Origin of the sequence: Cupriavidus sp. SS-3 (genome assembly GCF_035818815.1) — a bacterium.
GTDB classification, from domain to species: Bacteria; Pseudomonadota; Gammaproteobacteria; order Burkholderiales; family Burkholderiaceae; genus Cupriavidus; species Cupriavidus taiwanensis_C.
This window is the reverse complement of the sequence record NZ_JAYLVT010000002.1, coordinates 49115-68352: the sequence shown is the minus strand read 5'-3', so window position 1 is coordinate 68352 and position 19238 is coordinate 49115. Positions and strand designations below refer to the sequence as shown.

Annotated in this window: 17 protein-coding genes; 11 read left to right on the top strand and 6 right to left on the bottom strand. The window is 68.6% G+C overall.

The window, feature by feature from the left end; all coding sequences use genetic code 11:
- Nucleotides 1–197 precede the first annotated feature (197 nt).
- Both murJ and U9J39_RS03640 read left to right on the top strand, forming a co-directional pair.
- Complete coding sequence (gene murJ, locus U9J39_RS03645; protein ID WP_116313027.1) at nucleotides 198–1748, top strand: murein biosynthesis integral membrane protein MurJ; 1551 nt, start codon at nucleotides 198–200, stop codon at nucleotides 1746–1748.
- Between the two features lie 91 nt (nucleotides 1749–1839).
- The gene (locus U9J39_RS03640; protein ID WP_062801644.1) at nucleotides 1840–2688 is read left to right on the top strand and encodes a SirB1 family protein; all 849 of its coding nucleotides are present in this window, start codon (nucleotides 1840–1842) and stop codon (nucleotides 2686–2688) included.
- 20 nt (nucleotides 2689–2708) lie between these two features.
- On the opposite strand, the gene U9J39_RS03635 is transcribed toward U9J39_RS03640, so the two are convergent.
- Nucleotides 2709–3362: a VTT domain-containing protein gene (locus U9J39_RS03635; RefSeq protein WP_018007966.1), complete on the bottom strand. Its 654-nt coding sequence runs from the start codon at nucleotides 3360–3362 to the stop codon at nucleotides 2709–2711.
- Nucleotides 3363–3527: 165 nt separating this feature from the next.
- Here U9J39_RS03635 and mutL point away from each other — a divergent pair, with 165 nt between their 5' ends.
- From mutL to U9J39_RS03615, 4 genes are all read left to right on the top strand, one after another.
- Nucleotides 3528–5510 carry a DNA mismatch repair endonuclease MutL gene (mutL, locus tag U9J39_RS03630; RefSeq protein ID WP_326346551.1) on the top strand — a complete coding sequence of 661 codons (1983 nt, stop codon included), beginning with the start codon at nucleotides 3528–3530 and terminating at the stop codon, nucleotides 5508–5510.
- 32 nt (nucleotides 5511–5542) lie between these two features.
- A complete protein-coding gene (miaA, locus tag U9J39_RS03625; protein WP_115710697.1) occupies nucleotides 5543–6511 on the top strand; it encodes a tRNA (adenosine(37)-N6)-dimethylallyltransferase MiaA in 969 nt (322 codons plus the stop codon).
- A 79-nt stretch (nucleotides 6512–6590) separates the two neighbouring features.
- Nucleotides 6591–7103 (top strand): GNAT family N-acetyltransferase, encoded by a 513-nt coding sequence (locus tag U9J39_RS03620; protein WP_116313029.1) that lies wholly within the window; start codon nucleotides 6591–6593, stop codon nucleotides 7101–7103.
- Between the two features lie 97 nt (nucleotides 7104–7200).
- On the top strand, nucleotides 7201–7944 hold the full coding sequence (locus U9J39_RS03615; protein ID WP_115681056.1) for a GntR family transcriptional regulator: 744 nt from the start codon (nucleotides 7201–7203) through the stop codon (nucleotides 7942–7944).
- Between the two features lie 37 nt (nucleotides 7945–7981).
- Here U9J39_RS03615 and U9J39_RS03610 read toward each other — a convergent pair whose 3' ends face one another.
- The 5 genes from U9J39_RS03610 to purM form a co-directional block, all read right to left on the bottom strand.
- Nucleotides 7982–8725, bottom strand: coding sequence for an aspartate/glutamate racemase family protein (locus U9J39_RS03610; protein WP_326346550.1), 744 nt, complete (start codon nucleotides 8723–8725; stop codon nucleotides 7982–7984).
- 9 nt (nucleotides 8726–8734) lie between these two features.
- On the bottom strand, nucleotides 8735–10126 hold the full coding sequence (locus tag U9J39_RS03605; RefSeq protein WP_115710700.1) for an amidase: 1392 nt from the start codon (nucleotides 10124–10126) through the stop codon (nucleotides 8735–8737).
- Between the two features lie 42 nt (nucleotides 10127–10168).
- Entirely contained in the window at nucleotides 10169–11605 is a 1437-nt protein-coding gene (gene hydA, locus U9J39_RS03600) for a dihydropyrimidinase (RefSeq protein ID WP_326346549.1), read from the bottom strand.
- A 40-nt stretch (nucleotides 11606–11645) separates the two neighbouring features.
- Entirely contained in the window at nucleotides 11646–12974 is a 1329-nt protein-coding gene (locus tag U9J39_RS03595; RefSeq protein WP_115710704.1) for an MFS transporter, read from the bottom strand.
- A gap of 334 nt (nucleotides 12975–13308) precedes the next feature.
- Nucleotides 13309–14361: a phosphoribosylformylglycinamidine cyclo-ligase gene (gene purM / locus U9J39_RS03590; protein WP_115681061.1), complete on the bottom strand. Its 1053-nt coding sequence runs from the start codon at nucleotides 14359–14361 to the stop codon at nucleotides 13309–13311.
- 191 nt (nucleotides 14362–14552) lie between these two features.
- Here purM and U9J39_RS03585 point away from each other — a divergent pair, with 191 nt between their 5' ends.
- The 5 genes from U9J39_RS03585 (at nucleotide 14553) to folK (ending at nucleotide 19203) form a co-directional block, all read left to right on the top strand.
- Nucleotides 14553–15623: an AI-2E family transporter gene (locus U9J39_RS03585; protein WP_326346548.1), complete on the top strand. Its 1071-nt coding sequence runs from the start codon at nucleotides 14553–14555 to the stop codon at nucleotides 15621–15623.
- 63 nt (nucleotides 15624–15686) lie between these two features.
- Nucleotides 15687–16394 carry a DnaA regulatory inactivator Hda gene (gene hda, locus U9J39_RS03580; RefSeq protein WP_012353781.1) on the top strand — a complete coding sequence of 236 codons (708 nt, stop codon included), beginning with the start codon at nucleotides 15687–15689 and terminating at the stop codon, nucleotides 16392–16394.
- A gap of 63 nt (nucleotides 16395–16457) precedes the next feature.
- The gene (locus U9J39_RS03575; protein ID WP_115681063.1) at nucleotides 16458–17132 is read left to right on the top strand and encodes an HAD family hydrolase; all 675 of its coding nucleotides are present in this window, start codon (nucleotides 16458–16460) and stop codon (nucleotides 17130–17132) included.
- A gap of 1 nt (nucleotide 17133) precedes the next feature.
- A complete protein-coding gene (gene pcnB / locus U9J39_RS03570) occupies nucleotides 17134–18663 on the top strand; it encodes a polynucleotide adenylyltransferase PcnB (protein ID WP_115710707.1) in 1530 nt (509 codons plus the stop codon).
- Nucleotides 18664–19203 carry a 2-amino-4-hydroxy-6-hydroxymethyldihydropteridine diphosphokinase gene (folK, locus tag U9J39_RS03565; RefSeq protein WP_115681065.1) on the top strand — a complete coding sequence of 180 codons (540 nt, stop codon included), beginning with the start codon at nucleotides 18664–18666 and terminating at the stop codon, nucleotides 19201–19203.
- Nucleotides 19204–19238: the final 35 nt, after the last annotated feature.

Below are 19238 nucleotides of genomic sequence, written 5' to 3'. Positions count from 1 at the left end.
TACACAGATGCCGGAGCATGTGACAAGACCGCCGGGACTTTGCCGGCGCAGGCCGGGCCACGCAGCGTGATCCGTATAATAAGCGCCACATTGTGCCGGGCCACGTGGCGCGCCGGCAACTTTACTGCCCGGACCGCGTCTCAAAGAGCCCGCGGCGCCCCTGGCACCGGCCCACCCGTCCCGCACCCGTCCGCACCTTGAACCTGCTCAAAGCGCTCGCCACCATCAGCAGCCTGACGATGCTCTCGCGCGTCACCGGCCTGGTGCGCGAGATCCTGATCGCCCGCGCCTTCGGCGCGTCGGACATGACCGACGCGTTCAACGTGGCCTTCCGCATCCCCAACCTGCTGCGCCGCATTTTCGGCGAAGGCGCGTTTTCACAGGCCTTCGTGCCGATCCTGGGCGAATACCACGCCAAGCGCGGCGATGCCCCGACCAAGGCCCTGATCGATGCCGTCGCCACCGTGATGACCTGGGTGCTGATGGCCGTGTCGCTGCTGGGCGTGATCGGTGCGCCGCTGGTGATGACGGTGGTCGCCACGGGTTTTCGCGGGCAGGCCGATACCTATACCGCGGCCGTGTTCATGACGCGGGTGATGTTCCCGTATATCGGGCTGATCTCGCTGGTGGCGCTGGCGTCGGGCATCCTCAATACCTGGCGCAAGTTCGCGGTGCCGGCCTTTACGCCGGTGCTGCTCAACCTGTGCCTGATCGTGGCGGCGCTGTTCGTCGGCCCCCACATGGAGCAGCCGATCTACGCGCAGGCCTGGGGCGTGCTGATCGGCGGCGTGCTGCAGCTGGCGATCCAGGTGCCGGCGCTGCGGCGCCTGGGGGTGATGCCGCGCATCCGCTTCAACCTGCGCGCGGCGTGGTCTGACCCGGGCGTGCGCCGCATCCTGCGCCAGATGGGGCCGGCGCTGCTGGCAGTGTCGGTGGCGCAGGTCAGCCAGATCATCAACACCAATATCGCCTCGCGGCTGGCGGCGGGCAGCGTTTCGTACCTGACCTATGCCGACCGCCTGATGGAATTCCCGACCGCGCTGCTGGGCGTGGCGCTGGGGACGATCCTGCTGCCCAGCCTGTCCAGGGCCAACGCCTCGGGCGACCACGCCGAGTATTCGAGCCTGCTCGACTGGGGCTTGCGCCTGACGTTCCTGCTGGCCGTGCCGTGCGCGGTCGGGCTGTTCGTGTTCGGCGCGCCGCTGACCGCGGTGCTGTTCAACTACGGCAAGTTCGACGCCCATGCGGTCGAGATGACGCGCCAGGCGCTGGTCTCTTACGGCGTGGGCCTGATGGGGCTGATTTCGATCAAGATCCTCGCGCCGGGCTTCTATGCGCGGCAGGATATCCGCACGCCGGTCAAGATCGCGCTGCTGGTGCTGGTGATCACGCAGGCCTGCAACGTGGCCTTCGTGCCCTGGATCGGCCATGCCGGGCTGGCGCTGTCGATCAGCGCCGGGGCCACGCTCAACGCGCTGCTGCTGTTCTACGGCTTGCGCCGGCGCGGCCTGTACCGCCCGGCGCCGGGCTGGTGGCTGTTCCTCGCGCAGCTGAGCGCTTCGGTGCTGCTGCTGTCGGGCATGCTGCTCTGGTTCGCGCGCAACTTCGACTGGATCGGCCTGGGGGCGACGCCGCTGCTGCGCATCGCGCTGCTGGCTTCGTGCCTGGTACTTGCAGCGGTGGTCTACTTCGGTACACTGTGGCTCATGGGACTGCGCTACTCTGCCTTCAGGCGCCGGGCCGGCTGATGGGTCAGCGGCAACTGCCATTGCCGGCTGAGCGCCTGGCATTGGTGACCCACGCTGCGCGCGGTGCCGGCGGCTGCACCGGGAAACCGACATGACATCGACCAAAGTCCTGGATTATTTCGCCAGCCTCGTGGCCGACGAAAACGGCATCCCGCTGACCGAGACCGCGCTCTCCATCGCGCAGGACGCCTATCCCGACCTGGACCTGCAGGGCGAACTGGCGGCGCTGGACGTGCTGGCGCTGCGGCTGAAGCGCCGGATTGCCGAAGGCACCCCCGCGATCCAGCGGCTGCGCCTGCTGAACCATTTCTTCTATCGCGATCTGGGCTTCGGCGCCAACGCGAACGACTACTACGACCCCGACAACTCGTACCTGAACGTGGTGCTGCGCCAGCGCCGCGGCATCCCGATCTCGCTCGCGGTGCTGCATATGGAACTGGGCCAGCAGATCGGCCTGCCGCTCAAGGGGGTGTCGTTTCCCAACCATTTCCTGCTGCGCATGACGATCCCGGCCGGCGAGGTGATACTGGACCCGCTCACCGGCGAGACCCTGTCGAAGGAACAGTTGCAGGAGATGCTGGACCCATACCTGGAGCGCGAGGGCATCAGCGATGCCAGCCAGGTGCCGCTGGGCCTGTTCCTGCGCGCGGCCAGCCACCGCGAGATCATCGCGCGCATGCTGCGCAACCTGAAGGCGATCTATCTGCAGGAATCGCGCTGGCAGCGGCTGCTGGCGGTGCAGAACCGGCTGGTGATCCTGCTGCCGGGATCCATCGAGGAAGTGCGCGACCGGGGCCTGGCCTATGCCAACCTGGAGTGCTTCCGCCCCGCGCTCGCCGACCTGGAAGCCTATGTCCAGGCCCGCCCGGACGCCGCCGATATCGGCCAGATCCGCGAGCGCATGCCCGCGCTGCGGATGATGAGCCGCAGCCTCAGCTGAGGCTGCTCAACCGGGGCGGCTCAGCGCTCGACGCGCGTAGGCCGGCGGCGGTTGCCGCGCACCAGCTTCCACAGCCCCCCCAGCACCAGCGGCACTACGGCCGCGCCGATGCCGGCCAGCACAATCAGGTTCAGGTACTGGCGGATGAACGGCAGGTTGCCGAAGAAGTAGCCGGCAAACACCAGGCCGACCACCCATGCCACGGCGCCGATCACGTTGAACATCTGGAAGCGCGCGAAGGTCATCTGCGACACACCAGCCACGAACGGCGCGAAGGTGCGCACGATCGGCACGAAGCGCGCCATCACCAGCGTCTTGCCGCCGTGCCGCTCATAGAAGTCATGGGTGCGGCGCAAGGCATCCTGGTCCAGGAAGCGCCACTGGTGGTCGAACACCTTTGGCCCGATCCAGTTGCCCACCATATAGTTGACGGTATTGCCGGAAATGGCCGCCACCAGCAGCAGGCCGATCAGCACCCATTCGTTCATGGCTCCGGTCGCGCAGAAGGCGCCGGCGATAAACAGCAGCGAGTCGCCCGGCAGGAACGGCAGCACCACCAGCCCGGTCTCGGCAAAAACGATCAGGAACAGGATGGCATAGACCCAGTGGCCGTACTGGTCGATGACCGTGCCGAGGTATTTGTCGACATGCACCAGCATGTCGATGAGCTGCAAAGCGAGATCCAAGTCGTTCCCCGTGTGGTGGTTTGACGGTTTATTCCCATGCGGCGCCGATCTCGGATCCGCGCCGCCATCGCCTGAATCATACAAGAGCGGCGGCGCCTTTCCCCCACCTCGGCAACCCGTCTGCGTGGGGGAACGTCCACGTATAATCGCCGGATGCCAGCCTCCCCTTCCAGCACTGCCTTGCGCACCACCCAGCAGCCGCGCCCGATCCGGCCGCTGCCGGACCAGCTCATCAGCCAGATCGCCGCCGGCGAAGTGGTCGAACGCCCGGCGTCCGTGGTCAAGGAACTGCTGGAAAACGCGCTCGATGCCGGCGCCACGCAGCTCGGCATCCGGCTGGAGGAAGGCGGCGTGCGGCGCATCGTCATCACCGACAACGGCTGCGGCATTCCCGCCGCCGAGCTGCCGGTGGCGCTGATGCGGCACGCCACCAGCAAGATCGCCTCGCTCGACGAACTCGAATCGGTGCTGACCCTCGGTTTCCGCGGCGAGGCGCTGGCCTCGATCGCATCCGTGTCGCAGATGTCGCTGACCAGCCGCACCGCGGCGGATGCCCATGCCACCCAGGTCAGCGCCGACTCCGGCGCGCTGCAACCCGCTTCCGGCGGTGTAGGCACCACCGTCGACGTGCAGCACCTCTACTTCAACACGCCGGCGCGCAGAAAGTTCCTCAAGACGGAACAAACCGAGCTGGGCCACTGCCTGGAGATGGTCCGGCGCGTGGCGCTGGCACGGCCGGACGTGACCATCTCGGTCCACCACAACGGCAAGCCGCTGGAGCACTGGAATGCCGGCGACGTCGCCACGCGCACGGCGCAGGTGCTGGGCAGCGACTTCGCCCGCGCCCGGCTGGCGCTGGACGAGCACGCCGATACCCTGAGCCTGTACGGCTTTGCCGGTCTGCCCACCGCCTCGCGCGGGCGGCCGGACCAGCAGTACTTCTTTGTCAACGGCCGCTTCGTGCGCGACAAGCTGCTCAACCATGCTGTGCGCAGCGCTTACCAGGACGTGCTGCACGGCGACCGCTTCCCGTCGTACGTGCTGTGCCTGGACCTGCCGCCCGAGATGGTCGACGTCAACGTGCATCCGTCCAAGATCGAAGTGCGCTTCCGCGAATCGCGCGCCGTGCACCAGTTTGTCTACCACGCGGTGCAGCGCTGCCTGGCACGCCAGGCCGGCGCCAACGGCGACAGCCTGCATACCGATGCCGACGGCGAGCTCACGCTGCCGCCGGGCGCCGTACCGCCAGCGGCCGCAGCGCGGCCTGGCGCTGGCGGCCCGGGCCAATGGATCAATTATTCCGCGGCCCGCCAGACCGAGCTGGGCATCGCCCAGCCGCGCCAGGCCTACCTGGGCATGGTGCGCGAGGCCACCGCGCCGGTGGCACGCCCATACGGCGCGCCCGCCACGCCCTCCGGCGGCTGGGCCGGCGCGTCGCCGCAACCGCCGGCATGGCTGGCCGACGTCGAGGCGGCGCGCGCCGGCGATCCGCCCGGCCTGCTGGACCGGCTGCCGGCTGCAACGGCGTCCGACCACATCGGCACTGCCGACGAACACCCGCTCGGCTATGCCATCGCCCAGCTGCACGGCATCTACGTGCTGGCGCAGAATGCGCGCGGGCTGGTGCTGGTCGACATGCACGCGGCGCACGAGCGCATCCTCTACGAGCAGATCAAGGCCGCCCTGGACGCGCGCGAGCTGGCGGTGCAGCCGCTGCTGCTCCCGGTCACGCTGCCCGCCAGCCCGGTCGAGATCGGCGTCGCCGAAGAACACCAGGAAACGCTGACGCTGCTGGGCTTCGATATCGCCCCGGTGTCGCCCACCACGCTGGCGGTGCGCGCGGTGCCGGCGCTGCTGCAGCAGGCCGATGCCGAGGCGCTGGCGCGCGACGTGCTGCGCGACCTGCACGCCTACGGTGGCTCGCGCGTGCTGGCCGAGCGCCGCAACGAACTGCTTGCGACCCTGGCCTGCCACAGCGCGGTGCGCGCCAACCGCAAGCTCACGGTCGAGGAAATGAACGCGCTGCTGCGCCAGATGGAGCAGACCGAGCGCGCCGACCAGTGCAACCACGGCCGGCCCACCTGGGTGCAGCTGACCGTGACCGAGCTCGACCGGCTGTTCCTGCGCGGGCAATAAGCGCGCTCGCATCTTTTGATCCAAGGTTTTCGATGTCCGCCGTACCCCACGATTCCGCCTCGCACCCGCCCGTGGTCTGCCTGCTCGGCCCTACCGCGTCGGGCAAGACCGCCGCCGCGCTGGCGCTGGCGGCCGACGCACCGGTGGAGATCATCAGCCTGGACTCGGCGCTGGTGTACCGCGAGATGGATATCGGCACCGCCAAGCCCACGCGCGACGAACTGGCCGCGGCGCCGCATCACCTGATCGACATCATCGACCCGGCCGACAGCTACTCGGCCGCGCAGTTTGTCGCCGACGCCGAGCGCCTGGTCGCGCAGATCCGCGCGCGCGGCCACGTGCCGCTGATCGTCGGCGGCACCATGCTCTATTACAAGGCGCTGACGCAGGGTCTCAACGACCTGCCGCAGGCCGACGCCGCGCTGCGCGCCGAGCTGGACCAGCTCGCCGCCGAGCGCGGCTGGCCGGCCCTGCATGCGATGCTGGCCGAGGTCGACCCGGTCACCGCGGCGCGGCTCGCACCCAATGATGCGCAGCGCATCCAGCGCGCACTGGAGATCCACCGGCTGTCGGGCCAGCCGATGTCGGCGCTGCTGGCGCGCCAGGCCGAGGGCCGCACCTTTGCCGGCGCGGCCGACCAGCGCTACCGCGTGATCGCGCTCGAGCCGTCGGACCGGCTGGCGCTGCATGACCGCATCGCCCGGCGCTATGACGCCATGCTGGCGCAAGGCTTTATCGGGGAGGTCGAGCGTCTGCGCGCGCGCGGCGACCTGCATCCGGGGCTGCCGTCGATCCGCTGCGTCGGTTACCGGCAGGTGTGGGAATACCTGGATGGCGAGGCCGACTTTGCCACCATGCGCGAGCGCGGCATCGCCGCCACGCGCCAGCTGTGCAAGCGCCAGCTGACGTGGCTGCGCAGCACGCCCGAGCGGCTGGTGGTCGATTGCCTGGCGCCCGATTATGTCGACCAGGTGCGCAGGCTGGCGGATTTCGGCCACTGATCCGGCGACATGCCGGCTGGCGTGGCGAGTGACGGACAGGCGATAATTGCCGATCCCTGACCTCGCAAGGCCGACCCGCATGTCCAAGCCCAACTTCACGCTGCGCCCCGCCACCGCCGCCGACAGCGAAACGCTGTTCAACCTGATCCTGGCGCTGGCCGAATACGAAAAGCTGACCCATCTGGTCGAAGCCACGCCGCGGAAGATCGAGGCGGCGCTGTTCGGCGCCACGCCGCATGCCGAGGCCGTGCTGGTGGAGGTCGACACCGATGTCGACGGCAAGGCGGGCCGCAAGGCGGTCGGCTTTGCCCTCTTCTTCCACAACTTCTCTACCTTCCTGGCCAAGCCCGGTCTTTACCTGGAAGACCTGTATGTCGATCCGGCGTGGCGTGGGCACGGCCTGGGCAAGGCCCTGCTCAAGCATCTGGCCGCGCTCGCGCTCGAGCGCGGCTGCGGCCGCTTCGAATGGTCGGTGCTGGACTGGAACCAGCCGTCGATCGACTTCTACCAGGCCATGGGCGCCGACGTGCTCCCTGACTGGCGCATCTGCCGCGTGACCGGCACGGCCCTGGAGCAGCTCGGCGGGAAGTAAGGCGGCAACCGGTCCACCAGCGGTGTTATACACTTGATCCGAAACCGCCATACAATGACAGCAACAACTGTCTTTTTTCCGGACCGCGCCAACCGCCATGCCACGCACCAAAGCCGAACCGGCCGCCAGGCCCACCGAAGGACTCCCTGAGACCGACGCGGACGGTGCGCGCGGCGCATCGGTCGAGGAAATCGCGGACCGAATCCTGACCGCGATCTGGGAGCACCGCCTGCCGCCGGGCACGAAACTGGTCGAGGAAAAGCTGGGCGGGGTATTCGGCGTCAGCCGCACCAAGGTGCGGCTGGCCTTCGCCAAGCTGGCGCACGAGGGTGTGCTGACCGTGCATCCCAACCGTGGCACCTTCGTCTCCAGCCCGAGCGTGGCCGAAGCGCGCCAGGTGCTGCATTCCCGCCACCTGCTGGAGCCCGCGCTGGTGCGCGACCTGGCCGGCGCGATCAGCGCCGGGGGCGTGCGCGCGTTGCGCGAGACCACGCGCCAGGAAGCGCAGGCACGAGACAGCAACGACCGCCGCGCCATCATCCGGCTGTCGGGCGAGTTCCACTGCAAGCTGGCGGAAATGACGGGCAACCAGTACCTGGGCAAGTACATGCGCGAGCTGTGCTCGCTGACCTGCCTGATCATTGCGCTGTATGACGCGCCGGGCGTGCCGTCGTGCCCGCATCACGAGCACGACGATATCGTCGATGCGCTGGAAGCCGGCGACGGCGAACGCGCCGCGCGGCTGATGAGCGAGCACCTCGGCCACGTCGAAAGCACGCTGCGCCTGGAGTTGCCCGCCGAAGAAAAGGTGGACCTGGAAGCGGTGTTCGCCGCGGTCTGAACCGCGGCGTTCACCTGAAAGCAAGCCGCGGCGCGGCTTAGCGGTGCTCGATGCGCGCCGCCAGCGCCGCCGGCAAACCCAGCGTGGGCTTGGCGTCGGGGCGGCGGAAGGTGCCCGCGGTGGCCTTGCGGGGCTGCAGCGCAACCAGCGCCTCGGCCTGCTTGACGGCGGCGGCCATCTGGTCGACCACCGGCACCGGAATGCGGTCGCGCACGCGCGCGGCGAGGCCGGCCAGCGGCGCGCCGGCCAGGATCACCACGTCGGCCTCGTCTTCCACCACGGCGCGGTTGGCCAGTTCCACCAGCACGGCTTCCTTCTCTTCCTGCACGTCCGACACCGAGGCAAAGCTGCCGTCGAGCATGCGGATGCCGGCCAGCCGGCCGCGCAGCCCGTGCATGTCGACGCACTCCTCGTACCAGGGGCCCAGCGCGCGCGCAAAGGTGACGATGGCAAAGCGCCGCCCGAGCATGCACGCCGACAGCATCGCCGCCTCGGCCATGCCCACCACGGGCAGGTCGAACAGCTCGCGCGCCCCCATCAGGCCCGGATCGCCGAAGGCGGCGATGACCGCCGCGTCGAACTGGTCGTGATGCTCGGCCAGCATTTCCAGCGCGATGGCGCCGCCGATCTGCGCTTCGGCGCGGGTGGCGATATACGGCACGCCGCGGCTCGCGGTCAGCGGCACCAGCTCGGTGCCGGGCGCGGCGGCCTCGTTCGCGGCGGCCATCAGGCGCGCGGTGATGCCTTCGCTGGTGTTGGGGTTCAGAACAAGGATTCGCATGTCAGGGGATCAGGCAGGGTTGACTAAGGACGCCAGCACGTTTTCGGCCAGCTTCGCAGCGGCCAGCACGCTGCGGTCGGCACCGCGCGGGCCGGCGATCTGCAGGCCCACCGGCAGGCCGTCGCGGCCGCTGCCGCAAGGCACCGAGATCGCCGGCGCCAGCGCATGGTTGAAGAAGGGCGTGAATACCGCGTGGGCGCGCGGCTCCACCGCCACGCCGCCGATGCGCTCCGGCCCGAGGCGGTCGTTGCGCCAGGCCACGCACGGCGTGGTAGGGCACAGCAGCAGGTCGTAGCGGGTAAAGAAGGCGGCCACCGCCAGCGCGATCTGGCGGCTGGCTTCGCGCGCGCGCGCCACCTCGGCGCCGGTCCAGGCCAGCCCGCGCTCGATCTGGCGCGCGACGTCGGCATCGAATACCTCGGGGTCGCGGCGCCAGGCATCGCCATAGAGATGGGCCAGGCCGACATGCTGCAGCGGCATCAGCGCGGCCTCGTCGGCGCCCTGCGGCCACGCCGGGTCGGCGCGCTCGATACTCAGCCCCGCGGCCTGCAGGCGGGCCACGGCCTGGTCGAAAGCCTGCGCGACATCGTCGTCGACCGGCGTGTCCAGGCCCAGGCGCGGGCTGACCGCGATCTTCAGCGTATGCAGCGGCCGCGCCGCGCCCAGCGAGAAGCCGAGGGTGTCGGGGTCGCGCGGATCGGCGCCGGCCAGCGCCTCGAACATCAGCTCGGCATCGGCCACGGTGCGCGTGATCGGCGCAATCACCTGGATGCCGTTGAAGGCATGGGCGAAGCCGACCGAGTCCGGAATCGCGCCGTAAGAGGGCTTGAAGCCGACCACGCCGGCGTGCGCGGGCGGACGCCGGCTGGAGCCGCCGCCATCGGTACCCAGCGCCAGCGGCGCCATCCCGGCCGCCACCGCCACCGCGCAACCGCCCGACGAGCCGCCCGCGGTCAGCGTGGGGTCGAGCGGATGGCGCGTCAGGCCGTAGACCTTGTTGGTGGTCAGCCCCTTGCAGGCGAACTCCGAGGTGTTGCCCATGCCGAGCACGATCGCGCCGGCGCGGCGCAGGCGCTCGACCGCGATCGCGTCGGCGGGTGCGATGAAGTCGCGGTACAGCTGCGAGCCCTGCGTCACGCGCCGGCCCTGGCTCCAGATCACGTCCTTGACGATCACCGGCACGCCCGCCAGCAGCGGGCGCTCGCCCTGCGCCAGGCGCGCGCGCAGTTGCGCCAGGTCGGCATCGACCAGTTCCTGGCGTTGTTCGAAGACGGCGTTGAGCTGGTCGTTGCGCGCCGCGATGCGGGCCTGGAAGGCCGCCGCCACCTCGGCGGGGTCGAGGCGCCCGGCGGCGACGCGGGCCGCGATGGTGGCGGCGTCGAGGCGATTGGTCAGTTCCATGTCTACAGTGTCGGTCAAGCTATCGATCACGCAAGGCGGCGTTCACAGGCTGCCGCCCGAAGTGCGGTAGCGCGGCCGCGCCATTTCGGGCAGGCCGCATGGCAGGAACTCGCCGTGGCCGGCCTCGGCCATGACCTCGCCCTCGTGCGCCACCACCTTGCCGCGCACCAGCGTGGTCACCGGCCAGCCGGTCACGCGCAGGCCCTCGTAGGGGGTGTAGTCGACGGCATGGTGCAGCCCCTCATTGCGGATCGTCACTTCGCGCTGCGGGTCCCAGATCGCCAGGTCGGCATCGGCGCCGATGGCGATGGTGCCCTTGCGCGGATGCAGGCCGTAGAGCTTGGCCGGGTTGGTCGAGGTCAGCGCGACGAACTGGTTGACCGAGATGCGGCCGCCCACCACGCCTGCCGAGAACAGCAGCGGCAGCCGCGTCTCGAGTCCGGGGATGCCGTTGGGGATGTACTGGAACGGGACTTCCTGGCCGCCGGGCTTCTTGCCCTGCGCGTCTTCGTAGCGGAACGGTGCATGGTCGGACGAGAAGATGGTGAAGAGGCCGTCGGCCAGGCCGTCCCAGATCACCTGCTGGTTGCTGCGGTCGCGCGGCGGCGGGCTGCACACGCACTTGGCACCGTGGTAGCCGGGCTGGTCGAGGTCTTCGGCGGTCAGGAACAGGTACTGCGGGCAGGTCTCGGCAAAGATCTTCATGCCGCGGTTGCGCGCCCAGCGAATCTGCTCGACCGCCTCCTTGCCCGAGACATGGACGATCAGGATCGGCACGTCGACCAGCTCGGAGAACGTGATGGCGCGGTGCGTGGCCTCGCGCTCGATCGCCATCGGCCGCGCCAGCGCGTGGAACTTCGGCGCGGTATTGCCGGCCGCCCCGAGCTTGTCGGTGAGCCAGGCGATGCAGTCGGAGTTTTCGGCATGCACCATCACCAGCGCGCCTTCCTGGCGCGCCACCGACAGTACCTCGAGGATCTCGCGGTCGTTCAGCTTGAGGTCGTCGTAGGTCATGTAGATCTTGAACGACGAATAGCCTTCGCGGATCAGGCCCGGCAGCTCGTCGTTCAGCACCGCCTCCGTCGGGTCGGCCACGATCAGGTGGAAGGCGTAGTCGACCACCGACTTGCCGCCGGCGCGGCGATGGTAGTCGGCCACCGCGGCGCGCAGCGAATGGCCCTTCTCCTGCGCGGCGAAGGGAATCACGGTGGTGGTGCCGCCGCACGCCGCCGAGACCGAGCCGGTGCGGAAGTCATCCGCCATGCGCAGCCCGTCCGGCATCGGCTGGTCCAGGTGGCAGTGCGCATCGACGCCGCCGGGCAGCACCAGCTTGCCGCCGGCGTCGATCACCTGCGCGGCCTCGCCCAGGTCAAGGCCGAGCTGCACGATGCGGCCGCCGGCGATGCCGATATCGCATTGCATGGTGTCGCTGGCGGTGACGACGGTGCCGTTGCGGATGATGACGTCGAACTGTTTCACGGTACGGTTTGGTTGTGAGGACAAGGAGAGCGGCCGCGCTTCAGCGGTCGGCGTCGGACAGGTGCATGCGCGCGGTTTCACGCGCCGCGAACGCCGCCACCGCGATCAGCGCGCACACCGCTGCCAGGTAGAGCGCCACCGGCATGGTGTTGCCGAAGCGGTCGAGCAGGCCCACGGCGATCAGCGGAGCGAGCGCGCCGCCGAACACGCCGGCGAACTGGAAGCCGAGCGAGGCACCGGTGACGCGCACCCGGGTGGCGAACAGCTCGGGCAGGAACGAGGCCAGCGGCGAGAACATGAACGACACCAGCACCATGCCGACGAACGAGGCCAGCATGATCAGCGCCGGGCTGCCGGTCTTGACCATGGCGAAGAACACGAACGCCCACACCGCGCCGCCGATGCCGCCGATCATCAGCACCGGCCGGCGGCCGATACGGTCAGCCAGCAGGCCGGCGATCGGGATGAACAGGATCTGCGCCACCGCGCCCAGCAGCACGGCATTGAGCGCGATGCTCTTGGGCAGGCCCAGCTTGGTCGGCACGAAATACAGCAGGAACAGCGTGAACACGTAGAAGGCAATATCGCCGCCCAGCCGCGCGCCGAACGCGATCAGCAGCTGCTTCTTGTAGTTGCGCAGCACTTCCATGATCGGTGCGCGCGCTTCGGCATGCGATTCCTCCAGCTTCTCGAACATGCCGGATTCGCGCACGTTGGAACGGATATACAGCCCGACGCCGACCAGCAGCGCCGACAGCAGGAACGGCACGCGCCAGCCCCAGCTGAGGAAGGCTTCTTCGGATACCTGCCACGTCACCAGCGCAAAGATGCCGTTGGCCAGCAGCAGGCCGATCGGCGCCGCCAGCTGCACCAGGCTGCCGAGCATGCCGCGCCGCTTACCTTCGGGATCGAGTTCGTTGACCATGATCGCGGCCCCGCCCCACTCGCCGCCCAGCGCCAGGCCCTGCACCACGCGCAGCAGCACCAGCAGCAGCGGCGCCAGCGCGCCGGCCGCGGCATAGGTCGGCAGCAGGCCGATGCCGAAGGTGGCCAGGCCCATCATCAGCAGCGTGATGATCAGGATCGACTTGCGGCCCATCTTGTCGCCGTAGTGGCCGAAGATGGCCGCGCCCAGCGGCCGCGCCACGAACGCCACGCCATAGCTGGCGAAGGACAGCAGCGTCGCGGTCAGCGGATCGCTCTGCGGGAAGAACAGCTTGGGGAAGACCAGCGCGGCGGCCGATCCGTAGATGAAATGGTCGTAGAACTCGAGCGTGGTGCCGGCCAGGCTGGCCCCGGCGACGCGCGCGACTGACTGTTTGCTGGCCGACGTGCCTTTTTCCGCCGCGTCGATGCTGACTGCTTGCATGGTGGTCCTCCAATGGTCCCTGGCCTGCCCGCTGCGCACCGGTCGCCGGATGCGCGCTGGGTTGTCTCCGGACGGGCATGCGTGTGCCTCGTCTTTGCTCAGTACATTAGGCCATAAACCGCCATACAATCAAGAGAAATATTGTTTGTCAGAAATGGTGCATATGCATGCTGGAATTTGGTGCGATGCACTAAAGCGGCACCGTCCACCACATGGCGGCACCGAGTTCGGGTAAACACCTAACCCGCTATCCGCCAGCGCGTGCGGACGAAAAAAACGGCGCATGCCCGAAGGCATGCGCCGTTTTCTGTATGTGTGAAACGCTGAGTTCGCGTCAGATCACGATGGTCTGGGCCTCGCCCTCGGCGCGTTCGCGGATCTCGCCGATCTGCCACACGGCTTCGCCGGCGGCCTGCAGGTGGCGGATGGCGCGTTCGGCGTCTTCCTTGGCCACGATCACCACCATGCCGATGCCGCAGTTGAAGACGCGGTGCATTTCGTCGTCGGCCACGCGGCCCTGCGCCTGCAGCCACTGGAACAGCGGCGGCAGGGTCCAGGCATCGCGATGCAGCACGGCCGTCACGTTCTGCGCCAGCACGCGCGGCACGTTTTCGGTCAGGCCGCCGCCGGTGATGTGGGCCATGCCCTTGACCGGCAGGGTTTCGATCAGCGACAGCAGCGGCTTCACGTAGATCCGCGTCGGCGCCATGATCGCGTCCTGCAGGCGCTGGCCGTGGAAGTCGGCGTTCAGGTCCGGCCTGGCCACCTCGATGATCTTGCGCACCAGCGAGTAACCGTTGGAATGCGCGCCCGACGAGGCCAGGCCCAGCACCACGTCGCCCGGGGTAATGGTGCTGCCGTCGATGATCTTCTTCTTCTCGACCGCGCCGACGGCAAAGCCGGCCAGGTCGTATTCGCCGTCCGGGTACATGCTCGGCATTTCGGCGGTCTCGCCGCCGATCAGCGCGCAGCCGGCCAGTTCGCAGCCGCGGGCAATGCCCTGGATCACGGTGGCGGCGGTGTCGACGTCCAGCTTGCCGCAGGCGAAATAGTCGAGGAAGAACAGCGGCTCGGCGCCCTGCACCAGGATGTCGTTGACGCTCATGGCGACCAGGTCCTGGCCCACGGTGTCATGGCGGTTCAGCTGGAACGCCAGCTTGAGCTTGGTGCCCACGCCATCGGTGCCCGACACCAGCACCGGCTCCTGGAACTTCTTCGACAGCTCGAACAGCGCACCGAACCCGCCGATGCCCGCCATCACGCCCTCGCGCATGGTGCGCTTGGCGAACGGCTTGATGCGGTCGACCAGCGCGTCGCCGGCATCGATGTCAACACCGGCGTCGCGGTAGGAAAGGCCTGCCTGGCCGGCGGTCGGGGATGCGCTCATGGGAACCTGCTTGTCCTGGAGGAAATAAAGTGAGGAATTCGGCTCTCGGGCCACCGTCGCCTCCGTCGCTTGGCATCGGAAGGCGGGCGCGAGTCCAGTAGAATCGCAATTTTAACGGATAGAGGCCCCCCGCTTCCAGTTTCCGGCGAGATCGCGCCGCAAACGGCGCTGCCGCCCCCTCCCAACCCTTGATGAATGCCCCGCTGTTGAACCAAGAGGCCAAGCGCATCCTGCTGTGGATCGTCGTGGCCGTGGCGCTGTTCGCCGCCATCCTCGCGCTGGCGCCGGTGCTGACGCCGTTCCTGTTCGCATTCATCTTCGCCTATATCCTGAACCCCGGCGTCGACTGGCTGCAGCGCCGCCGGGTGCCGCGCGCGATCGGCGTGACGCTGATGATCCTGCTGCTGACGGTGGTCTGCGTGATGCTGGTGCTGCTGCTGATCGCGGTGCTCCAGCGCGAGATCCCGCAGGTGCGCGAGCAGTTGCCGATCCTGCTGAAGAAGCTCAATTCGGTGGTGTCGCCGCGGCTGGCCGAGTTCGGCGTGCGCGTACGCTTCGACTTCCCCGGCCTGCGCAACATGATGTCGGACCGCTTCGCGGCCAGCCCGGAAGACCTGCTGGTGGTGCTGCTGAACTACGTCAAGATGTCGGGTTCGGCGCTGATCGCGGTGGCGGGCATCGTCTTCATCGTGCCCATCGTCATGTTCTACCTGATGATGGACTGGCACATGGTGATGCGCCGCATCGAGGGCGTGGTACCGCGCCGCTGGGTGCCCAAGGTGCGCGAGCTGACCAACGAGACCGACGCACTGCTGTCGCAATACCTGCGCGGCCAGATCCTGGTGATGGTGATCCTGGCGGCGATCTACTCGATCGGGCTGACCATCGCCGGCTTCGATATCGGCGTGCCGGTCGGGGTCTTCACCGGGCTGGCGGTGTTTATCCCGTATATTGGCTTTGGTGTCGGGCTGGTCATGGCGGTCCTGGCCGCGCTGCTGCAGTTCGGCAACTGGTACGGGCTGGCCGCGGTGGCGGTGGTCTACGGCTTCGGCCAGTTCATCGAGAGCTTCTACCTGACGCCAAGGCTGGTCGGCGAGCGCATCGGCCTGCACCCGCTGGTGGTGATCTTCGCGCTGCTCGCCTTCGGCCAGCTGTTCGGCTTCTTCGGCGTGCTGCTGGCGCTGCCGACCTGCGCCGTGCTGCTGGTGGGGGCGCGCCAGCTGCGGCGGGTTTACCTGGCCAGCGATCTCTATCGAAAATAACGGCTGGCGCCCGCTACCCGCTGCTGCCCGCTCCACGAATCTAGCCGAAGTTAGCCATACGTCATGTCCCCGCGTCCCAAGCAATTGTCGCTCGAGCTGGGCAGCCCGCCGCCTTCGACCTTCGAGAATTTCGTGGTGGCGTCCAACCGCGAGGCGGTGCAGCGGCTGCGCGAATTGCCGCCCGCGCTCGCGCAGGAGCACGCCAGCGACCGCCTGATCTACCTGTGGGGCGAGGTCGGCTGCGGCCGCACCCATCTGCTGCATGCGGTGTGCGAGGCCGGGCCGCAGCACGGCATCCGCTGCCGCTACCTGAGCCCGCACCATCCGCTGTCCGATTTCCTGTTCGACCCCTGGTGCCAGCTCTACACCGTCGATGACGTCGAGCTGCTCGACGAAGCGCGCCAGATCGCGGTGTTCTCGCTCTACAACGAGGTGCGCGCGCACGGGCGCACCGCGCTGGTGGTGGCGGGCGGCCTGGCGCCGCGCGCGATGCCGGTGCGCGAGGACCTGCGCACCCGCCTGGGCTGGGGCCTGGTGTACCAGGTCGCGCCGTTGTCCGACGACGACAAGAAGGCCGCCGTGCTCCATGCGGCACGCGAGCGCGGCCTGCAGCTGTCGCCCGAGATCACGCACTGGCTGGTGACGCGGCACTACCGCGACATGCCCAGCCTGATGGCGCTGCTGGATGCGCTCGACACCTATTCGCTCGAACGCAAGCGGCCGGTCACGCTGCCGCTGCTGCGCGAGATGTTCGCCGAATTCCGGGATTAGACGGCGGCCCCGGCACCGCATGCTCCCCTCCCCCCATCCTGCCTTCAGGTAAAATCGCCGCCCATGAATCTGGCACTCTTTGACCTCGACCACACCCTGATCCCGACCGACAGCGACCATGAATGGGGCCGCTTCCTGGTCCGCCTGGGCGTCGTCGACGAGGTAATCTACCGGCAGAAGAACGACGAGTTCTACGGCCACTACAAGGCCGGCACGCTCGATATCCAGGCCTTCCTGCGCTTCGCGCTGGCGCCGCTGGCGGCCAATCCGCGCGACCGGCTCGATGCCATGCGGGTGCGCTTCATGCACGAGGTGATCGACCCGGTGATCACGCCACAGGCGCGCGCGCTGGTCTACAAGCACCTCGAAGCCGGCGACCTGTGCGCCGTGGTCACCGCCACCAACAGCTTCGTCACCGCGCCGATCGCCGCCGCCTTCGGCATCAAGCACCTGATCGCGACCGAGCCGGCCACCGTCGATGGCAAGCCCGAGAGCCAGTTCACCGGCGAGGTCGAGGGCGTGCCCAGCTTCCGCGAAGGCAAGATCACCCGCGTCGAAGCCTGGCTCAAGGCCCAGGGCGCGGGCTGGGACAACTTCGAGACCACCACTTTCTACAGCGACTCGGCCAACGACCTGCCCCTGCTGGAGAAGGTCACCGAGCCGATCGCCACCAACCCGGACGATCGCCTGCGCCACCACGCCGCCGCGGCCGGCTGGCGCATCATGGATCTGTTCTGACGTGATCAAGAAGCTCATTACCCGGCTGCTGGGCAAACCCGGCCCCAAGCAGCGCCGTACCGGCCGCGCCCATACGCCGCGCATCGTCAACGTGGACGAGCACCAGATCGACCCCACGCTGCTGTCGCGCAATGCTGTCAAGGTCACCTCCACGCTGCAGCAGGCCGGCTACCAGGCCTATATCGTCGGCGGCGCCGTGCGCGACCTGCTGCTCGGCATCAAGCCCAAGGACTTCGACGTCGCCACCAATGCCACGCCCGAGCAGGTGCAGTCGCTGTTCCGCCGCTCGCGCATCATCGGCCGGCGCTTCCAGATCGTGCACGTGACCTTCTACGGCGGGCGCGAGCAGGAAATCATCGAGGTCTCGACCTTCCGTGCGCTGGTCGACGCCATCGCCAGCGAGACCCTGCCCGAAGGCCGCCGCCTGAAGCGTGCCGAGCTCGACAGCAAGACCCATGCGATCGACGCCTCGGGCCGCGTGCTGCGCGACAACGTATGGGGCTCGCAGGCCGAAGACGCGGAACGCCGCGACTTCACCATCAACGCGATGTACTACGACCCGGCCGCGCAGACCGTGCATGACTACCATCACGGCATGGAAGACATCCGCGCGCGCCTGCTGCGCATGATCGGCGACCCGGCCACGCGCTATCGCGAAGATCCGGTGCGGATGCTGCGCGTGGTGCGCTTCGCCGCCAAGACCGGCTTCGATATCGACGAGGCCACGCGCCTGCCGATCGCCGGCCTGGCCGAACTGATCCACAACGTGCCCAGCGCGCGCCTGTTCGACGAGATGCTCAAGCTGCTGATGTCCGGCCACGCCTGGGCCTCGCTGCAGGAGCTGCGCAAGGCCGGCCTGCACAAGGGCCTGCTGCCGCTGCTGGACGTGGCGCTGGAGCAACCCATGGGCCAGCGCTTCGTGCAGCTGGCGCTGGACAACACCGACCGCCGCGTGCAGGCCGGCAAGCCGGTGTCGCCGGGCTTCCTGTTCGCCGCGCTGCTGTGGCACCACGTGCTGCAGCGCTGGAACAAGCTGCGCGACGAGGGCGAGCACGCCATCGCCGCGCTCAACGCCGCCATGGACACGGTGCTGGAAAAGCAGACCGGCCAGCTCGCGATCCAGCGCCGCTTTGTCACCGACATGCGCGATATCTGGGGCATGCAGCCGCGCTTCGAAAAGCGCGTCGGCCGCATGCCGTTCCGGCTGCTGGAATCGCCGCGCTTCCGCGCCGGCTACGATTTCCTGGCGCTGCGCTGCCAGTCGGGCGAGCTGCCGGAAGAGCTGGCCGCCTGGTGGAATGATTTCCAGAACGCCGAGCCGCATGAGCGCGAAGACCTGATCGACGCGGTGCGCAGCGCGCGCGGCCAGGGTGGCGGCCAAGGTAGCGCGCAGGGTGCGGAAGGCGAAGGCCCGGCCCGCAAGAAGCGCCGCCGGCGCGGTCCGCGGAAATCGGATAAAGTTTCTTCCCGGAGCGACTCGGACGCGGGCGAGGCAGCACATGCCGGCCCCGGCCAGCCGGAGGAAACGTAAATGACTCTCGCCTTCATCGGCATCGGCGCAAATATTGGCGATGCCCGCCAGGCCATCAAGGACGCCATCGTGTGCCTGGCCCAGCAGGTCGGCATCACGGTGCTGGCGCGTTCCTCGCTCTATCGCACCGCGCCGGTCGATGCCGGCGGCGACGACTACTACAACGCGGTGGTCAAGGTGCAGACCTCGTTCACCGCATCGCAGCTGCTGCGCATCTGCCACCACATCGAAGACCAGTTCGGCCGCGAGCGCCCGTTCCGCAACGCGCCGCGCACGCTGGACCTGGACCTGCTGCTGTTCGGCGACGAACAGCACGACCACGAGCACCTGACCGTGCCGCACCCGCGCCTGACCGAGCGTGCCTTCACGCTGGTGCCGCTGCTGGAGCTGGACGCCGCGCTGGCGATCCCGGGGCGGGGCCGCGCGGCCGACTACCTGGCCGGCGTGGGCGCGCAGCGCATCGAGAAGGTTTCCACCTGCAAGTGCCTGCGCATGCAGGCCGCCGCCGGCGAGCCCGACCGTGGCGGCACCCCCGGCTGAGCCCGCCCGGCAGCGCCCGCGGCACTGCCATCCTC

Coding starts and splice junctions, on each gene's coding strand:
- U9J39_RS03640 (WP_062801644.1), top strand. CDS start 1,840: ATGACATCGACCAAAGTCCTGGATTATTTCGCCAGCCTCGTGGCCGAC.
- mutL (WP_326346551.1), top strand. CDS start 3,528: ATGCCAGCCTCCCCTTCCAGCACTGCCTTGCGCACCACCCAGCAGCCG.
- miaA (WP_115710697.1), top strand. CDS start 5,543: ATGTCCGCCGTACCCCACGATTCCGCCTCGCACCCGCCCGTGGTCTGC.
- U9J39_RS03620 (WP_116313029.1), top strand. CDS start 6,591: ATGTCCAAGCCCAACTTCACGCTGCGCCCCGCCACCGCCGCCGACAGC.
- U9J39_RS03615 (WP_115681056.1), top strand. CDS start 7,201: ATGCCACGCACCAAAGCCGAACCGGCCGCCAGGCCCACCGAAGGACTC.
- U9J39_RS03610 (WP_326346550.1), bottom strand. CDS start 8,725: ATGCGAATCCTTGTTCTGAACCCCAACACCAGCGAAGGCATCACCGCG.
- U9J39_RS03605 (WP_115710700.1), bottom strand. CDS start 10,126: ATGGAACTGACCAATCGCCTCGACGCCGCCACCATCGCGGCCCGCGTC.
- U9J39_RS03595 (WP_115710704.1), bottom strand. CDS start 12,974: ATGCAAGCAGTCAGCATCGACGCGGCGGAAAAAGGCACGTCGGCCAGC.
- purM (WP_115681061.1), bottom strand. CDS start 14,361: ATGAGCGCATCCCCGACCGCCGGCCAGGCAGGCCTTTCCTACCGCGAC.
- U9J39_RS03585 (WP_326346548.1), top strand. CDS start 14,553: ATGAATGCCCCGCTGTTGAACCAAGAGGCCAAGCGCATCCTGCTGTGG.
- hda (WP_012353781.1), top strand. CDS start 15,687: ATGTCCCCGCGTCCCAAGCAATTGTCGCTCGAGCTGGGCAGCCCGCCG.
- U9J39_RS03575 (WP_115681063.1), top strand. CDS start 16,458: ATGAATCTGGCACTCTTTGACCTCGACCACACCCTGATCCCGACCGAC.
- folK (WP_115681065.1), top strand. CDS start 18,664: ATGACTCTCGCCTTCATCGGCATCGGCGCAAATATTGGCGATGCCCGC.